Raw genomic sequence first — 16,245 nt, forward strand, 5'->3', positions numbered from 1 at the left:
CTACACCCCCCCCCTCGTGGGCCCTGCGCTCTTTTTATTTTTACTCTGGGTTTTTTTTAACCTGCCGGGGCCCCCCCCCCCGGCGCGGCCCCCCCCCCCGGGGGCGGCCCCCCGCGCCGATCGTCCGGAAGGAGGGACGTCGATGAGCACGAAGGACTTCGTCGAGAAGGACTACTACAAGGTCCTCGGCGTCCCCAAGGACGCCACCGACGCCGAGATCAAGAAGGCGTACCGCAAGCTCGCCCGCGAGTTCCACCCCGACGCCAACAAGGGTGACGCCAAGGCGGAGGAGCGGTTCAAGGAGATCTCCGAGGCGAACGACGTCCTCGGTGACACCAAGCGGCGCAAGGAGTACGACGAGGCGCGCGCCCTCTTCGGCAACGGTGGCTTCCGCGCCGGCCCCGGTGGTGCGGGCGGCAACTTCAACTTCGACCTGGGCGACCTCTTCGGCGGCGGCGCCCCGGGCGGCGGCCAGGGCGGTGCGGGCGGCGGGTTCGGCGGCGGCGGAGGCGGTCTCGGTGACGTCTTCGGCGGGCTGTTCAACCGCGGCTCCACCGGCACCCGGGTCCAGCCGCGGCGCGGCCAGGACATCGAGTCCGAGGTGACGCTCAGCTTCACCGAGGCGGTCGACGGGGCCACGGTCCCGCTGCGGATGTCCAGCCAGGCGCCCTGCAAGGCGTGTTCCGGCACCGGCGACAAGAACGGCACCCCCAGGGTCTGCCCGACCTGCGTCGGCACCGGCCAGGTCTCGCGCGGCACCGGCGGCGGCTTCTCCCTCACCGACCCGTGCGTGGACTGCAAGGGCCGGGGCCTCATCGCCCAGGACCCCTGCGAGGTCTGCCACGGCAGCGGCCGGGCCAAGTCGGCCCGCACGATGCAGGTCAGGATCCCGGCGGGTGTCTCGGACGGCCAGCGGATCCGGCTGCGCGGCAAGGGCGGTCCGGGCGAGCGCGGCGGGCCGGCCGGCGATCTGTACGTCGTCGTCCACGTCGGCGCCCACCCGGTCTTCGGCCGCAAGGGAGACAACCTCACGGTCACCGTGCCCGTCACCTATCCGGAGGCGACGCTCGGCGGCGAGGTGAAGGTCCCCACCCTCGGCGGACCGCCGGTCACGCTGAAACTGCCCGCAGGCACCCCGAACGGGCGTACGATGCGCGCCCGGGGCAAGGGCGCGGTCCGCAAGGACGGCACCCGCGGCGACCTGCTGGTCACCGTGGAGGTGGCGGTCCCCACGGACCTCGGCCAGGAGGCCAGGGACGCACTGGAGGCCTACCGCAAGGCGACCGCGGAAGAGGACCCGCGGGCGGAACTGTTCCAGGCCGCGAAGGGAGCTTGAGATGGACGGCCGTCGACGCAATCCGTACCAGCTGACCGATGAATCACCGGTGTACGTGATCTCGATCGCGGCCCAGCTCTCGGGCCTGCACCCGCAGACTCTGCGCCAGTACGACCGTCTCGGCCTGGTCTCCCCCGACCGTACGGCCGGCCGCGGCCGCCGTTACTCGGCCCGTGACATCGAGCTGCTGCGCACCGTGCAGCAGCTCTCGCAGGACGAGGGCATCAACCTGGCGGGCATCAAGCGCATCATCGAGCTGGAGAACCAGGTGGCCGCGCTCCAGCAGCGCGTCGCCGAGCTCTCGGCGGCGGTGGACGGCGCGGCGGTCGCCATGCAGCAGCGCGAGGCCCAGGTGCACGCCTCGTACCGCCGCGACCTCGTGCCGTACCAGGACGTGCAGCAGACGAGCGCGCTGGTGGTCTGGCGGCCGAAGCCGAAGAGGCCGGGGCCGGAGTAGGGCACACGCCTGTGTGCGGCGGGGCCGGAGGAGCGGACGCTCTTCCGGCCCCGCCGTGCGTTTCAGGTGCCGCCATGCGTTTCAGGTGGAGCCGTGGCCGGCTCTCGCGATGCCGGAGTGGGCGAGGAGGGCGCCGAGGTGGGTGCGGCTGGTGGCGCCGAGGGTGTGCATGAGTCTGGCGATGTGGGAGCGGCAGGTGCGGACGCTGATGCCCATCTTGCGGGCGACGACCTCGTCGACGTGGCCTTCGGTGAGGAGGCGGGCGATGCTGAGCTGGACGGCGGTGAGGGGGGTGTCGGGGGTCGTGGTCGGGAGGGTTTCGTCGTACGGGGTGGCCCGGGCCCAGAGGACCTCGTAGACGTGGACCAGGTAGCGGACGAGGGCGGGGTGCCGGATCTCCAGGGCGGTGTCGTCGCCGGGGGCGGCGGGGATGTAGGCGACCTCGCGGTCGAAGACGATCAGGCGGTCGATCGCCTGTTCCATGGTGCGTACTTCCAGGTGACCCGGCGGCAGTTGGTCCAGGTACTCCGCGAAGCGCACGCTGTAGCGCACCGGGTGCTGGTAGAGGTGGCGCATCCGGCCGCCGGCCGCGATGACGGCCCGGGCGTTCGTGAGGCCCTGCCGCATGTTGTGGACGAGACGGTTGCCGCCCGGCTGTGCGGTGAGGACCTCGTCCCGGGCGGACCGGGAGGCGTCGCTCAGGGCCGCGATGACGCGCTCCCGACCCTCGATGACGGTGATCGCGGGTTGCGATTCCCGGTCGGCGATCGCGGTCAGCGGCATGAGGGCGTCGACGAGCGCGGCCGTGGTGTCGAGGCGTTCGAAGACGTCCTGCGCGAACGGCCTGAGCAGGCGTGTGAGCGCGGCCGACGCCGGTACGGGGCGTACCCACCGCTCGTCGTCCGGGTCCGGGTGGACCAGGCCGCGCTGGAGGAGGCAGGGCGCTTCGGCGAGCTCCACCCGGGGCAGGCGGCCTTCGCGCAGAGCTGTCGCGTAGAGGCTCATGGCGGGCTCGCAGAGGCCGTGGACGGTTCCCGGTGCGTCCGCGTTCTCCCCCGTCGCGCACATGTCTCTCTCCTCCTGGCTGTCGACTGTTTCAGAGCTCTCGGCCCTCGCTGTTTCAGGGCCCTCGCCCCTCGTCCTCGACCTTCGGGGCGGAGCTAGTCGCTGTCCTCCGGGCGCGTCGGATCCGGAGGTGACGGCCGCTCGGCGCCCGTCGCTTCGACGATGCCCGACTCGACGAGCAACGCGCCGAGATGGGTGCGGCTGGTGGCGCCCAAGGTCTGCATGAGTCTGGCGATGTGGGAGCGGCAGGTGCGGACGCTGATGCCCATCTTGCGGGCCACCACGTCGTCCACATGGCCTTCGGAGAGGAGGCGGGCGATGCTGAGCTGGACCGCGGTGACCGGGGCGCCTGGTGCGGTCGCCTGGTGGTTCTCGGCCAGCGGTACGGCCTGGGCCCAGAGGACCTCGTACACCTGGATCAGGTAGGAGACCAGGGCCGGATGGCTGATCCGCAGCGCGGTGCTGCGGTCGGCGGAGGCGGGGATGTAGGCCACCGTCCGGTCGATGATGATCAGCCGTTCGACGGTCAGCTCGGTCGTGCGTACCTGCAGGTGCTGGGCCGGGACCTGGGACAGGTAGTCCCGGACCGTGCTGCTGTAGCGCGCCGGGTGCTGGTAGATGTGCCGGATCCTGACTCCCCGCCGGATGGCCGTACGGGCATTGGCCAGCGCCTCCCGCAGGGTGCCGGCCGGGCGGTCGCTGCCGGGCTGGGCCGTGAGGATCTCGTCCGTGGCGGTGGCGGTGGCCTCGTTGATGGACGCCTGGATGGCCGGAACCCCCTCCAGCACGGTGATGGCCAGGTTGGGGTCGTCGTGGGCGACGGCGGTGAGCGGGAACAGGGACCGGCTCAGCGCCGTCGCGAGGCGCAGGCGCTCGTCGATCTCCCGGGAGACCGGTTGCAGGAGGTTGGCCAGAGCGGCCGACGGTGGCACGGGCCGCATCCAGGTGTCGTCCCACGGGTCGGGATGCAGCAGGGCCACTTCCGTCAGGCAAGGGGCGCCGGCGAGATCGGGGCGGGCTATTCGTCCGGCGCGAAGGGCTTTCTCGTACAGGCGGAGTGCCGGCTCGCACAGCTCGGTCTGCGCGTGTGGATGATGTCCCGATCTGGCTTCATTGCTTCCCATTTGGGATCCCCCTGCTTTATGCAGTGCAACAAGTTGACGGTGGTGCCAGCGTAGTTCTGGGGGGAGTGTGGGGCTGTCGGGGGAGCCGGGAACTCTCTCGGCACCGCCCGGGAGTCGGCTGTGCTCTCCCCCATTGCGTAGTCACGCCCGGGTCCCCACGGGGGGATCGTTCGCGCAATCAGGAATCGGATTCCAGGATTCCTGATCGCGCGATCAGATAACCGAGTTGCGCCCGGCTGTTGCTGCCGAGCGCGACGCTGAGCTTGGCGATGTGGGAGCGGCAGGTGCGCACGTTCATGCCGAGGCGGCGGGCGATGGCCTCGTCGACGTGGCCCTCGACCAGGAGTTTGGCGATGGAATGGCGGACTCCGGAAATGCCTTCCGGCACGGGGTCGTAAGGGATCTGGTCCTGCAGGGGGATCGCCCGGTGCCAGAACTGCTCGAAAACCTTGACGAGGTACTTCACGATGCCCGGGTGGCGCAGTTCGAGTGCCACGGTCCGGTCGTCCGTGGCCGGGATGAACGCGACGGTGTGGTCGAAGATCATGAGGCGCTCGACGAGTTCCTCGAGGGTCCGGATCTCCATTTTGCTTTCCGCCATGCGCGCCGCGTAGTTGAGCGTTCCTTGGCTGTGACGGGCGGTGTGCTGATACAGGGTGCGCATGCCCACCCCGCGCTGCATGAGCATGTTTCCGCGTTCCATGGCCATGTTCAGGGTGTCCTCGCTGCGGCCGCCGCCGGGCTGGATCGTGAGGACTTCGGAGTGGCACTCGGCCATGGCGAGTTTTATGGAGGCGTTGATGCGGCCGATGCCTTCGAGAACGGTGATGGCGTGGGTGATCGGCGGCGTCTGGGCGCTGACCGCCATGAAGGGCTCGAAGGCCTTGGTGAGTTCGATCGAGAGGCGCCGGCGCTCCTGGATCTCACGCTCGATGGGGTGAAGTCGCTGCGTGAGTGCCGCGAAGGCGGGCACGGGACGGAGCCAGGTGGGGTCGTCCGGGTCGGCGTGCAGGAGGGCGAAGTCCAGCAGGCATGGAGCGGCTTCAGCTTCGGCGCGGGCTATCTTCCCCACGCTCAGCGCGCTGGCGTAGAGCCGTGCCCCCTCGTCGCACAAAGTGCTGACAGAGTGTGGATGTGTCGCTTTTTTCCCATCCGTGGTCAATTCTCCACCCCCCAGGAACATGCATCAGCAGGAACATGATGCATCGTTTCTGTGGTTTGACGTGCCTTGATGGGCCATCGTCTTGTGATGCGGGGGAGAGGAAACCTTGGAAGTAAGGACGAAGCCCACCATGAGTAACAAATCGCTTCGCTCGGTGCTTGCTGTGGCCTTCTCCGCCGGGCTCGCGTTCGGGGTGTTCGGTGCCTCGGACCTGACCCGGGGCGATGTACCTCATCGGGCGGTCGAAGCTTGGTCGAAGGCGGCGCCGAAACCAGGCGATGTCGTTTGGGATACCGTCCCCGCCCGTCAGGCAGGGGTGCACGCGGAAGCGGCCCACCTTGTCGACGGGGCACGGGACTTCGCCCCGACCGAGAAGGACCGAGCATGACCACGCCGCCGGACGACCGCACCTTCCGGCGCGAGATGGCAACCGCCTATCGCTCAGGGTGGCATTTCATCGATCTGCTCACGGCCCTCCCCCGCCGTGGCGACTCGTTGATGGTCACCCTGTTCGGAGAGCCGATCGTCGTCGTGATGGAAGAGGACGAGGACGTCCGCGCCTATCGCTGTCTCCGCCGCCCCCGTGGCGCGCCGCAGCCCGTCCGCTGCGCCGTCAGGTACGGGATGATCTTTGTGAACCTCGATCAGCGGGACCATGAGCTGATCGCGTCAGAACCCCTTTCCGCCACCCCCCGCAGTGCCTGAGCGATTCCCCCGTCGTCACCTGTCGCTCCAGGCGCTTCCCCCACACAGCGGCGCCACCGTGACCTGAACACGGTGGCGCCGTTGTGCTGTTCCGGCTCGGGAGCATCAGGGCCGGCCGGGGTCTCAGGCGTTTCCGATCCGGCCCGGGGGTCTCAGGCGTTCCCGAGCGCCCGGTCGACGGCGATCTCGATGACGATGCGCTCCGGGTTGGGCCTCGGCGTGCGCTCGTAGCGCTCCGCGTAACGGCTCTCCGCGTCCGCGATGACCTCCGGCTCGCTGCGGATGGTCGCGACGCCCTCCAGCGTCGCCCAGCGGGCCTTGTGCATCTGGCAGACGGCGACCCGTGCCCCCTCCGGGCCGGCGGCCAGGATGTTGGCGACCTTGCGGGTGCCCTTGCCGGTGATCACCCGTGCCACCCGGGTCTCCGGGTCGTACGTCACGCCCACCGGCACCACGTGCGGTGTGCCGTCGGGGCGGAGCGTCGTCAGGGTGCACACGTGGCGCTCGCGCCAGAACGCGAGGTAGCCGGGGGTGGGGTTCCGTACGTCTGCCATGGGTGAAGCGTAGGCGCGGGGCCGTGCCGGTGCGGTGGCAGGTGGCCCCGGTGGCCGGTTCACTCGGGACGGGTGGCAACGGGACGCGCGGGCCCGTGTGCCGTACTCTTGCCTTGAGTGGAATAGACTCAACTTTGTGCACGTTGTTTCCGTCAAGGGACGAGTTCCAGCTGCGAGGAGGAGTAAGCACACGTGGACGCCGAGCTGACCAACAAGAGCCGGGACGCCATCAACGCGGCCACCGACAGGGCCGTGAAGGACGGGCACCCCGACCTCACCCCCGGGCATCTGCTGCTCGCGCTCCTGGCGGGTGAGGACAACGAGAACATCACCGACCTGCTCGCCGCCGTCGAGGCCGACCAGGCCGTCGTACGCGGCGAGACCGAGCGGCTGCTCGGAACCCTGCCCAGTGTCACCGGCTCCACCGTGGCCCCGCCGCAGCCCAACCGTGAGCTGCTGGCCGTCATCCAGGACGCGGCGCAGCGAGCGAAGGAGCTGGGCGACGAATACCTCTCCACCGAGCACCTGCTCATCGGGATCGCCGCGAAGGGCGGGCGCGCCGGTGAGATCCTCGACGGGCAAGGGGCCACGGCCAAGAAGTTGCTGGCCGCATTCGAGACGAGCAGGGGAGGGCGTCGCGTGACCACACCCGACCCGGAGGGCCAGTACAAGGCCCTGGAGAAGTTCGGCACCGACTTCACGGCCGCCGCGCGCGAGGGCAAGCTTGACCCGGTCATCGGCCGTGACCAGGAGATCCGCCGCGTCGTGCAGGTGCTGTCGCGCCGCACGAAGAACAACCCGGTGCTCATCGGTGAGCCCGGCGTCGGCAAGACCGCCGTCGTGGAGGGGCTCGCCCAGCGCATCGTCAAGGGCGACGTCCCGGAGAGCCTGAAGAACAAGCGGCTGGTGTCGCTGGACCTCGGCGCGATGGTCGCGGGCGCGAAGTACCGGGGCGAGTTCGAGGAGCGCCTGAAGACCGTCCTCTCCGAGATCAAGGAGAGCGACGGCCAGATCATCACCTTCATCGACGAGCTGCACACCGTCGTCGGCGCCGGCGCGGGCGGCGACTCCGCCATGGACGCGGGCAACATGCTCAAGCCGATGCTGGCCCGCGGCGAGCTGCGCATGGTCGGCGCGACCACGCTGGACGAGTACCGCGAGCGCATCGAGAAGGACCCCGCCCTGGAGCGCCGCTTCCAGCAGGTGCTGGTCGCCGAGCCGTCCGTCGAGGACACCATCGCCATCCTCCGTGGCCTCAAGGGCCGTTACGAAGCCCACCACAAGGTCCAGATCGCGGACTCGGCGCTGGTTGCCGCCGCCACCCTCTCCGACCGCTACATCACCTCCCGCTTCCTCCCCGACAAGGCCATCGACCTGGTCGACGAGGCCGCCTCCCGGCTCCGTATGGAGATCGACTCCTCGCCTCTGGAGATCGACGAACTCCAGCGCTCCGTCGACCGGTTGCGGATGGAGGAGCTGGCCCTGAAGAACGAGTCCGACGCCGCCTCCAAGCAGCGCCTGGAGAAGCTGCGCCGCGACCTCGCCGACAAGGAGGAGGAGCTGCGCGGCCTCAACGCCCGCTGGGAGAAGGAGAAGCAGGGCCTCAACCGGGTCGGTGAGCTCAAGGAGCGGCTGGACGAGCTGCGCGGCCAGGCCGAACGGGCGCAGCGTGACGGCGACTTCGACGCCGCCTCCAAGCTGCTGTACGGGGAGATCCCGGGCCTGGAGCGGGAGTTGGAGGAGGCCGCCGAGGCGGAGCAGGAAGCCTCCAAGGACAAGGACACCATGGTCAAGGAGGAGGTCGGGCCGGACGACATCGCGGACGTCGTCGGCGCCTGGACCGGCATCCCGGCCGGGCGGCTGCTGGAGGGCGAGACCCAGAAGCTGCTGCGGATGGAGTCCGAGCTGGGCAAGCGGCTGATCGGCCAGAGCGAGGCGGTCCAGGCCGTCTCCGACGCCGTACGCCGGACGCGCGCCGGGATCGCCGACCCCGACCGGCCCACCGGGTCGTTCCTCTTCCTCGGCCCGACCGGCGTCGGCAAGACCGAGCTGGCCAAGGCGCTCGCGGACTTCCTCTTCGACGACGAGCGGGCCATGATCCGCATCGACATGAGCGAGTACGGCGAGAAGCACAGCGTCGCCCGCCTGGTCGGTGCCCCGCCCGGTTACGTCGGCTACGAGGAGGGCGGTCAGCTCACCGAGGCCGTCCGCCGCCGCCCGTACAGCGTCGTCCTCCTGGACGAGGTGGAGAAGGCCCACCCCGAGGTCTTCGACATCCTGCTCCAGGTCCTCGACGACGGCCGGCTCACCGACGGCCAGGGCCGCACGGTCGACTTCCGCAACACCATCCTCATCCTCACCTCCAACCTCGGCAGCCAGTTCCTGATGGACCCCCTGGTCAAGCCCGAGGTCAAGAAGCAGCAGGTGCTGGACGTGGTGCGGGCCTCCTTCAAGCCGGAGTTCATCAACCGGCTGGACGACCTGGTGGTCTTCTCGGCGCTCGACGGTGACGAGCTCGCGCACATCGCGAAGCTCCAGGTCGACCGCCTCGCGGCCCGCCTCGCCGACCGGCGGCTCACCCTTGACGTCACCCCCGAGGCCCTGGCCTGGCTCGCCGAGGAGGGCAACGACCCGGCGTACGGGGCGCGCCCCCTGCGCCGCCTCATCCAGACGGCGATCGGCGACCGGCTCGCCAAGGAGATCCTCTCCGGCGAGGTCCGGGACGGCGACACCGTCCGGGTGGACCGGGCCGAGGACGGCCTGGTCGTCGGCCCGGCCTGATCGTCGGCCCGGCCTCGTAACAGCCGGGCACGGGTCTTCACAGAGTGTGTGAACCACCCCGCACGGCCCCTCTCCGCACCCGCCGCGTGTCAGCTTGTGGCGGATAGGGGCCGTGCGGGCTTGCCATGCCCCGCCCGCCATGGGAGAGGATGGCCGCAACCGCACGAAGGGAAATAACGGTGAGCATCGATCCGTCCTCGATTCCTAATTTCGGGGGCCAGCCCGAACCGCAGGCGGCAGGACCGGAGGGCCCCGTCGTCCCTGACCAGGACCTCGTCAAGCAGCTCCTCGACCAGATGGAGCTCAAGTACGTCGTCGACGACGAGGGCGACCTCGCCGCGCCGTGGGAAGAGTTCCGGACGTACTTCATGTTCCGGGGCGAGGACGAGCAGCAGGTCTTCTCGGTCCGTACGTTCTACGACCGCCCCCACGACCTCGACCAGCGTCCCGTCCTCCTGGACGCCATCGACGACTGGAACCGCCGCACCCTGTGGCCCAAGGTCTACACCCACGCCCACGAGGGCGAGGAGGGCGAGGCGGGCTCCGTCCGGCTGATCGGTGAGGCGCAGATGCTCATCGGCACCGGCGTCAGCCTGGAGCACTTCGTCTCCTCGACGGTGAGCTGGGTGCGCGCCTCGATCGAGTTCGACAAGTGGCTCCTGGAGCGCCTGGGCCTCGCCCCGGCCGAGGAGAAGCCGGACACCGAGGGCGCCTGACCTCCTCCGGTCCATCCACGGCAGCGGCCCGGGGCGGGCGGTCACCGCGACCGCCTCCCGGGCCCGCTGCCGCGTCGAAGGCGCCTACCCCAGCCGCCGCAGCCGCTCCACCGCCTCCTCCAGCACGTCCTCGCGCTTGCAGAACGTGAACCGGACCTGGCTGCGGCCCGCCTCCGGGTCGTCGTAGAAGACCGAGACCGGGACGGCGGCCACCCCGCAGCGCTCCGGGAGCGCCCGGCAGAAGGCGTACGCGTCCTCCTCGCCGAACGGGGAGATGTCGGTGGTGACGAAGTACGTCCCCTCCGGCTCGTAGACCTGGAAGCCCGCGCTCCGCAGCCCCTCCGCGAGCAGATCGCGCCGGCGCCGCATCCCTTCGCGGAACTCCGTGAAGAACGTGTCGGGTAGCTGGAGCGCCTCCGCGATCGCGTACTGCAACGGGCCCCCGCTCACGAACGTCAGGTACTGCTTCGCCGAGCGCACGGCGGTCACCAGGGGCGCGTCCCCCGTCACCCAGCCGATCTTCCAGCCGGTGTACGAGTACGTCTTGCCGGCCGACGAGATGGAGACCGTCCGCTCGCGCATCCCGGGCAGGGCCGCGATCGGGTGGTGGGAGCCGGCGAAGACGAGGTGCTCGTACACCTCGTCGGTGACCACCAGCAGGTCGTGCTCGACCGCCAGGGCCGCGATGCCGCTCAGCTCCTCGGGGGTGAGGACCGTGCCGGTCGGGTTGTGCGGGGTGTTGAGGAGCAGGAGGCGGGTGCGCGGGGTGATCAGGGAGCGCAGTTCGTCGAGGTCCGGGCGGAAGGCGGGGGCGCGGAGCGTGAGCGGGACGCGGACGCCGCCCGCCATGGCGATGCACGCGGCGTACGAGTCGTAGTACGGCTCGAACGCGATGACCTCGTCGCCCGGCTCCACCAGGGCCAGCAGCGAGGCGGCGATCGCCTCGGTGGCCCCGGTGGTGACCAGGACCTCGGTGTCGGGGGACCAGGTCAGGCCGTAGAACCGCTTCTGGTGGTCGGCGACGGCGGTACGCAGCTCCGGAATGCCGGGGCCCGGCGGGTACTGGTTGCCGTGGCCGGAGCGCAGCGCCCGGACCGCCGCCTCCCGGATCTCCTCCGGGCCGTCGGTGTCGGGGAAGCCCTGGCCGAGGTTGATCGAGCCGGTCCGCGCGGCCAGCGCGGACATCTCGGCGAAGATCGTCGTGCCGAATCCGGCGAGGCGGCGGTTGAGCAACGGTCGTCCCTGTGTCATGGGCGCCATCCTGTGCCCAAGCTCTGGAGTTGCTCAAGTCTGCTTTGGCTCGCGTGCGCCATGGGGATCCCCCTGTCACGAAGGAACGAAGGAACGAAGGAAGAACAAGAGAAAGCAAGGGAAGCCAAGGGAAACCGGGAAGCGACGGGGGAACCGCGCTTCGGGGGAGAGAAAGGCGGGTGAGGGGCATGACGGTCTTCATCACGGTGCTGGTCGGTGTGGGGATTCTCTTCGTGCTGATGGTGGTCCTGGCGCGGGTGACCAGGGTCAGCAAGGGGCCGCACGCGGCGCGTGCCCGGCGGCGGTCCCACGCGGGCGGTGCGACGGCGGGTGGCGGTGGCTGGTGGGCGGGTGGTGACAGCGGCGGCGGATCGTCCTGCGGCTCCTCCTCCGGCCACTCGTGCGGCGGCGGATCGTCCTGCGGTGGCGGCGGGGGCGGCTGCGGCGGGGGTAGCTGAGCGGGGCAGCTGAGCGGGGAGCTTGGCGGGGAGCTTGGCGCGCGCCGTAGTCGGCGCCGTCTCCGTCACCACCACCGCCGTCTCCGTCTCCGTCTTCGTCACCGACAGTGACTCCGGCCCCGGGCGCCCGAAGGTGAACTCCCTTCGGGCGCCCTGTCGTTGAGCCACGCAGAGGAAAGTGGCTGAACAGTTGAACCGGGCTGCCCCCGGGGGGATGGAAACCACGTCAAGTTGGGTAAAAACGCTGCGAGTGCGGCGTACTTCGTGATTCCCTCGTTGGAGAGAATATTCAGCCCTCGGACCCCAGTTGGACCAGATCGGGCGCCCCCTCCTCCCACGCGTATGCCAGGGGACGCCCGCTGTCCATGTGTCCATGTGTGTTTGCGGAGCCGACCCATGCTCACCACCCTCCAGACGGCCTATTCCGACACCCGCGCCGCCGACCTGGCCTGGACCCTGGGCCGGGAGCCGCTTCCCGCCCTCGCCGTCCTCGACCTCCAGCTCGGCGGTGCCGAACTCCAGTTGAGGCTCCTCGGCGCCTCTCACCAGGTCCTCCTCCAGGAGGACCGCGGGGTCTGCTCCGAGACCGTTGCCTGTATGCCGGGCAGCAGCACCCCCCTTCCCCTCGGCGTCGCCAAGCGGCTCGGCGACTGGGAGTACGAGTTCGCCGCCCGCGTCGAGACCCTGACGCAGGGCCAGTTCGCGGGGCGGGCGCAGGAACTGCTCGCGCTCGTGAGCGACCACCCGCACGGCCTGGCGGGCACCTTCCCCGGCAGCCCGTACGCCTTCACGGCGATGCTCGCCCAGCGCATCGAGGGTCAGGTGCGGTGGCGCACCTGGCACGCGTACCCGCAGGAAGGGCAGTTGGTGGTCACCCGGACGCGGGTGGGGGTGCGTATTCCGGCGCCCGCGGTGTGATTCCCGTGTCCGTGCGGCGGGGGGTGCGGCCGGGGGTGGGTGCCCCCGGCCGCACCACTTGCACCCTTGTGGGTGACAAGCTGCGATCGGACAGTGACGTAGCGTTCGCAGCATGATCGACCAGCAGGTGTTGCTGCGAGGGGGCGCGGCGCGGCTTCCCGTACGGCCGAGGACCGGCCGTTTCCTCGTGCTGGCCGCCGTCTTCGTCTGCGCGGCCTGCGGCCTCGTCTACGAGCTGGAACTGGTCGCGCTCGCCTCCTACTTGATCGGTGACTCGGTCACCCAGGCCTCCGTCGTGCTGTCCGTGATGGTCTTCGCGATGGGCATCGGCTCGCTCCTCGCGAAACGTTTACGCTGCCACGCCGCCGTCGGGTTCGGGCTGATCGAGGCGGCCCTCGCGCTCATCGGCGGCTCCTCGGCGCTCGTGCTGTACGCGTCGTTCGCCTGGCTCGGTGAGTCGCAGTACGCCCTGGTCGGGTTCTCGCTGGCGATCGGGGTGCTGATCGGGGCGGAGATCCCGCTGCTGATGACGCTGATCCAGCGCGTCGACCGGCAGGACGCGGGCGGGGCGGTGGCCGACCTCTTCGCCGCCGACTACGTGGGCGCGCTCGTCGGCGGGCTGGCCTTTCCCTTCCTGCTGCTGCCGATGCTGGGGCAGCTCACCGGAGCGCTCCTGACGGGTGCGGTGAACGCGGCCGCCGGCGGGGCGCTGGTCCTGTGGGTGTTCCGGCGCGACCTCACCCCCGGCTCCCGCCGGCTCCTCGTCGTGGTCAACGTCTCGGTGATCGCCGTCCTCGCCACCGCCACGGTCCTGGTCGACGACTTCGAGCAGGCTGCGCGGCGGGCGGTCTACGGGGACCAGGTGCGGGTCGCGGTGCGGACCGGGGTGCAGGAGGTCGTCCTGACGGGCACCGACCGCGACTCCCTCGGCCTCTACCTGGACGGCCGGCTCCGGGTCAGCGCCCGCGACGAGCACCGCTACCACGAGGCGCTGGTCCACCCGGCGATGGACGGGCCCCGCGCCCGGGTCCTCATCCTGGGCGGCGGCGACGGGCTCGCCGCCCGCGAGGTCCTCCGCTACGGGGACGTCCGCTCGGTCACCCTCGTCGAGATCGACCCCGCCGTCACCCGACTGGCCCGCACCGACCCCGCCCTCTCCGAGCTCAACGGCCACGCCTACCGCGACCCGCGCCTCACCGCCGTCGGCGCGGACGCCTTCACCTGGCTGCGGGCCGACCACCAGCGCTACGACGTGGTGATCTCCGACCTGCCGGACCCGGGGATCACGGCCAGCACGAAGCTGTACTCCGCCGAGTTCTACGGGCTGGTCGCCGAGGCCCTGGCCCCACGCGGGCGGCTCGTGGTGCACGCGGGCCCGCCGGAGGTCCGGCCCCACACCTTCTGGACGGTGGAGGCCTCGGTGCGGGCCGGAGGCCTCGCGACCCGCCCGTACCGCATCCCGGGCCGCATCCCAGGCCGTACCCCGGGCCGCCCCTCCGGTCATCCGTCCGGTCATCCGTCCGGCTTCACCGCGAGCCCCGACCGGCTCGGCGCCGGGGGGCGGCCTCCGGAGGACTGGGGCTTCGTGCTGGCGGCGGCCGGGCCGGTGGGGGAGCCGGGGCTGGGCGTCGGAGCGCCCGTACCGCGCTCGCTGGGGGAGGCGGAGCTACGGGAGGGGGCCCGGGCGGCCGACGGGCTACGGCTGCCGGGGCAGGTGCCGTCCACGCTGATCCACCCGCGCTACTGGGAGGAGGCGTGAAGGGGAGGCGTGCGGGGGAAGGCGTTACCGGCAGGGCGGGCGGGGCGGGGGGACGGGTCAGGTGGACGGGTCGCGCGGTCCGGTCGGGCGGGTGGAAGCCCTGACGTGCGGGCCGGGGGCGATTAGGCTCGGTTGTATGGAGCATCAGGTGTTCGTCCCGGTCCCGGTCCCGGCCCTGCGGCGCACCCTGGCCGACCCCGCCCGGGTCGCCCGCTGCGTCCCGGGGATCCAGCAGGACGCCGACGCGTCGGCCTCGCCGCTGGCGGGCCGGCTGAAGTTCCGGGCCGGCGGCCACACCATCACGTACCGGGGCGAGCTGAAGCTCTCCGGCCCGGGCTCCGACGGCGACCGTTTCTCGGTGACCGGGGAGGGTGTGGAGGCCCGGGGTGTCGGGGCGGTGAAGGTGGCCCTGACCATCGGCCTCACGGAGACGGACGGCGGGACGACCCTCGCGTACAGCGGTACGGCGAGCGGCGACGGCCGGCTGGCCGAGCTGGAGGAGGGCGCCGCGCTCGCGGCCGCCCAGCGGCTCCTGGACCGCTTCACCCAGCAACTGGTGACGGAGACGCTGGCCGCGCAGGGGGATGACGGCGCGGCGGGTGACGGTGCGGAGGACGTGTCGGCCGAGGGGCTTGAGGGGGACGTCGAGCCCGCCGACCCCGCCACCCCGGCCGAACCCACCGGCGGACCCGGCGGACCCGGTGGACCCGGTGGACCCGGTGGACCCGCCGAGCCTGCCGAATCCGCCGATTCCGCCTCCGTATTCGACTCGCCCGTCCCGCCGCCCGCCCTCGACCCCGTCGCCGGCGTGGAGTTCACCGTCCCGGACGAGCCGCCCGCCGAGGCCGCGCACGCCCGCCGCACCATGATCGGCCGCAGCGCGGAGGAGGTCGACCACGCGCCCCCGCGCGGCCGGTACGCCCCCGTGCCCTCGCCGGACGCGGGCGGGGCGAGCACCACCCTGCGCTGGGTCGCCCCGGCGGCCGCCCTCGCGCTGGCCTCCGCCGTGGTGCTGGGCAGGGCGTTGCGGCGGCGGAGGTAGGAGCCGTGGGGAGGAACCGTAGGGAGGAACCGTAGGGACGGGCCGAATCCGGCCGGACTGGGAGGACACTCCTCCGGCCCGCCAGTAGGGTCGTCGGGTGAGCAGCAGCGAAGAGAGCACCCGTAGCGAAGAGAGCGTCAGGCTGAGTGCCGGCGACGCCGAGTTGACCGTCGACCCCGCCCACGGCTGCCGGATCAGCAGCCTCCGGATCGGATCCACCGAACTGCTGCGCCAGGGCGAGCGGTACGGCTGCTTCCCGATGGTGCCCTGGTGCGGCCGGACCGGGTACGGGCAGTTCCGCAACGGCGACGCCGCCCACCAACTCCCCCTGAACTCCCCGCCGCACGCCATCCACGGCACCGGCCGGGACACCGCCTGGCACACCGCCCACGTGGACAAGGCTCAGGCCGCCTTCTACTACGACCTCGCCGAGCCCTGGCCGTACGAGGGCCGGGTGACCCAGACCTTCGAGCTGACCGAGGACGGGCTGACGCTCGGCCTCGCGGTGGAGACGTACGGCACCTCCTTCCCGGCCCAGGCGGGCTGGCACCCCTGGTTCCACCGCACCCTCGGGGACGGTCGGCCCGCCGAGCTGTCCTTCGACGCCGCCTGGCAGGAGGAGCGGGGGGACGACCACCTGCCGACCGGCCGCCGCATCGACCCCGTACCGGGTCCGTGGGACGACTGCTTCGGGATGCCCGACGGCGTGGACGTGAAGCTCACCTGGCCGGAGCGGCTGGAGCTGACGGTGAAGAGCCGCAGCGAGTGGGTGGTGATCTACGACGAGCAGGACGAGGCGGTCTGCGTCGAGCCGCAGTCCGGCCCGCCGAACGGCCTGAACACCGCGCCTCGCCTGGTCACCCCGATCGACCCGCTGGAGATCACGACGACCTGGAGCTGGACGCGGCTCTGAGGCG

At 71.1% G+C, this 16,245-nt stretch carries 15 protein-coding genes; 10 read left to right on the plus strand and 5 right to left on the minus strand.

Annotated features, from left to right (window positions below; genetic code table 11):
* Window positions 1–142 precede the first annotated feature (142 nt).
* Window positions 143–1,336, plus strand: a complete 1,194-nt coding sequence (dnaJ, locus tag ACFWRT_RS25055) for a molecular chaperone DnaJ (RefSeq protein ID WP_380949748.1) — start codon at window positions 143–145, stop codon at window positions 1,334–1,336.
* Between the two features lies 1 nt (window position 1,337).
* On the plus strand, window positions 1,338–1,793 hold the full coding sequence (locus tag ACFWRT_RS25060) for a heat shock protein transcriptional repressor HspR (protein ID WP_030571015.1): 456 nt from the start codon (window positions 1,338–1,340) through the stop codon (window positions 1,791–1,793).
* Between the two features lie 81 nt (window positions 1,794–1,874).
* On the opposite strand, the gene ACFWRT_RS25065 is transcribed toward ACFWRT_RS25060, so the two are convergent.
* From ACFWRT_RS25065 to ACFWRT_RS25075, 3 genes are all read right to left on the minus strand, one after another.
* On the minus strand, window positions 1,875–2,861 hold the full coding sequence (locus ACFWRT_RS25065; RefSeq protein ID WP_380949749.1) for a LuxR C-terminal-related transcriptional regulator: 987 nt from the start codon (window positions 2,859–2,861) through the stop codon (window positions 1,875–1,877).
* Between the two features lie 92 nt (window positions 2,862–2,953).
* Window positions 2,954–3,982, minus strand: coding sequence for a helix-turn-helix transcriptional regulator (locus tag ACFWRT_RS25070; RefSeq protein ID WP_380949750.1), 1,029 nt, complete (start codon window positions 3,980–3,982; stop codon window positions 2,954–2,956).
* Between the two features lie 178 nt (window positions 3,983–4,160).
* Window positions 4,161–5,165, minus strand: coding sequence for a helix-turn-helix transcriptional regulator (locus tag ACFWRT_RS25075; protein WP_380949751.1), 1,005 nt, complete (start codon window positions 5,163–5,165; stop codon window positions 4,161–4,163).
* 363 nt (window positions 5,166–5,528) lie between these two features.
* Between ACFWRT_RS25075 and ACFWRT_RS25080 the strand changes: the two genes are divergently transcribed.
* Entirely contained in the window at window positions 5,529–5,849 is a 321-nt protein-coding gene (locus tag ACFWRT_RS25080; RefSeq protein WP_015609572.1) for a Rieske (2Fe-2S) protein, read from the plus strand.
* Between the two features lie 152 nt (window positions 5,850–6,001).
* On the opposite strand, the gene ACFWRT_RS25085 is transcribed toward ACFWRT_RS25080, so the two are convergent.
* Complete coding sequence (locus tag ACFWRT_RS25085; RefSeq protein ID WP_380949752.1) at window positions 6,002–6,403, minus strand: pyridoxamine 5'-phosphate oxidase family protein; 402 nt, start codon at window positions 6,401–6,403, stop codon at window positions 6,002–6,004.
* 192 nt (window positions 6,404–6,595) lie between these two features.
* On the opposite strand from ACFWRT_RS25085, the gene clpB reads away from it, so the two are divergent.
* Together clpB and ACFWRT_RS25095 are read left to right on the plus strand one after the other, a co-directional pair.
* The gene (gene clpB, locus ACFWRT_RS25090; protein WP_380949753.1) at window positions 6,596–9,184 is read left to right on the plus strand and encodes an ATP-dependent chaperone ClpB; all 2,589 of its coding nucleotides are present in this window, start codon (window positions 6,596–6,598) and stop codon (window positions 9,182–9,184) included.
* 179 nt (window positions 9,185–9,363) lie between these two features.
* The gene (locus tag ACFWRT_RS25095; RefSeq protein WP_380949754.1) at window positions 9,364–9,900 is read left to right on the plus strand and encodes a type III secretion system chaperone family protein; all 537 of its coding nucleotides are present in this window, start codon (window positions 9,364–9,366) and stop codon (window positions 9,898–9,900) included.
* A gap of 84 nt (window positions 9,901–9,984) precedes the next feature.
* Here ACFWRT_RS25095 and ACFWRT_RS25100 read toward each other — a convergent pair whose 3' ends face one another.
* Complete coding sequence (locus tag ACFWRT_RS25100) at window positions 9,985–11,151, minus strand: pyridoxal phosphate-dependent aminotransferase (RefSeq protein WP_380949755.1); 1,167 nt, start codon at window positions 11,149–11,151, stop codon at window positions 9,985–9,987.
* Between the two features lie 188 nt (window positions 11,152–11,339).
* Between ACFWRT_RS25100 and ACFWRT_RS25105 the strand changes: the two genes are divergently transcribed.
* The 5 genes from ACFWRT_RS25105 (at window position 11,340) to ACFWRT_RS25125 (ending at window position 16,241) form a co-directional block, all read left to right on the plus strand.
* Complete coding sequence (locus ACFWRT_RS25105; RefSeq protein WP_380949756.1) at window positions 11,340–11,609, plus strand: hypothetical protein; 270 nt, start codon at window positions 11,340–11,342, stop codon at window positions 11,607–11,609.
* A gap of 396 nt (window positions 11,610–12,005) precedes the next feature.
* Window positions 12,006–12,527 (plus strand): DUF2617 family protein, encoded by a 522-nt coding sequence (locus ACFWRT_RS25110; protein ID WP_018514119.1) that lies wholly within the window; start codon window positions 12,006–12,008, stop codon window positions 12,525–12,527.
* A gap of 112 nt (window positions 12,528–12,639) precedes the next feature.
* Window positions 12,640–14,286, plus strand: coding sequence for a polyamine aminopropyltransferase (locus ACFWRT_RS25115; protein ID WP_380949757.1), 1,647 nt, complete (start codon window positions 12,640–12,642; stop codon window positions 14,284–14,286).
* A gap of 136 nt (window positions 14,287–14,422) precedes the next feature.
* On the plus strand, window positions 14,423–15,328 hold the full coding sequence (locus tag ACFWRT_RS25120) for an SRPBCC domain-containing protein (RefSeq protein ID WP_380949758.1): 906 nt from the start codon (window positions 14,423–14,425) through the stop codon (window positions 15,326–15,328).
* A gap of 97 nt (window positions 15,329–15,425) precedes the next feature.
* Window positions 15,426–16,241 carry an aldose epimerase family protein gene (locus ACFWRT_RS25125; RefSeq protein WP_380949759.1) on the plus strand — a complete coding sequence of 272 codons (816 nt, stop codon included), beginning with the start codon at window positions 15,426–15,428 and terminating at the stop codon, window positions 16,239–16,241.
* The last annotated feature ends 4 nt before the right edge of the window (window positions 16,242–16,245 follow it).

This window comes from Streptomyces cyaneofuscatus, assembly GCF_042718795.1.
Taxonomy (GTDB): domain Bacteria; phylum Actinomycetota; class Actinomycetes; order Streptomycetales; family Streptomycetaceae; genus Streptomyces; species Streptomyces cyaneofuscatus_A.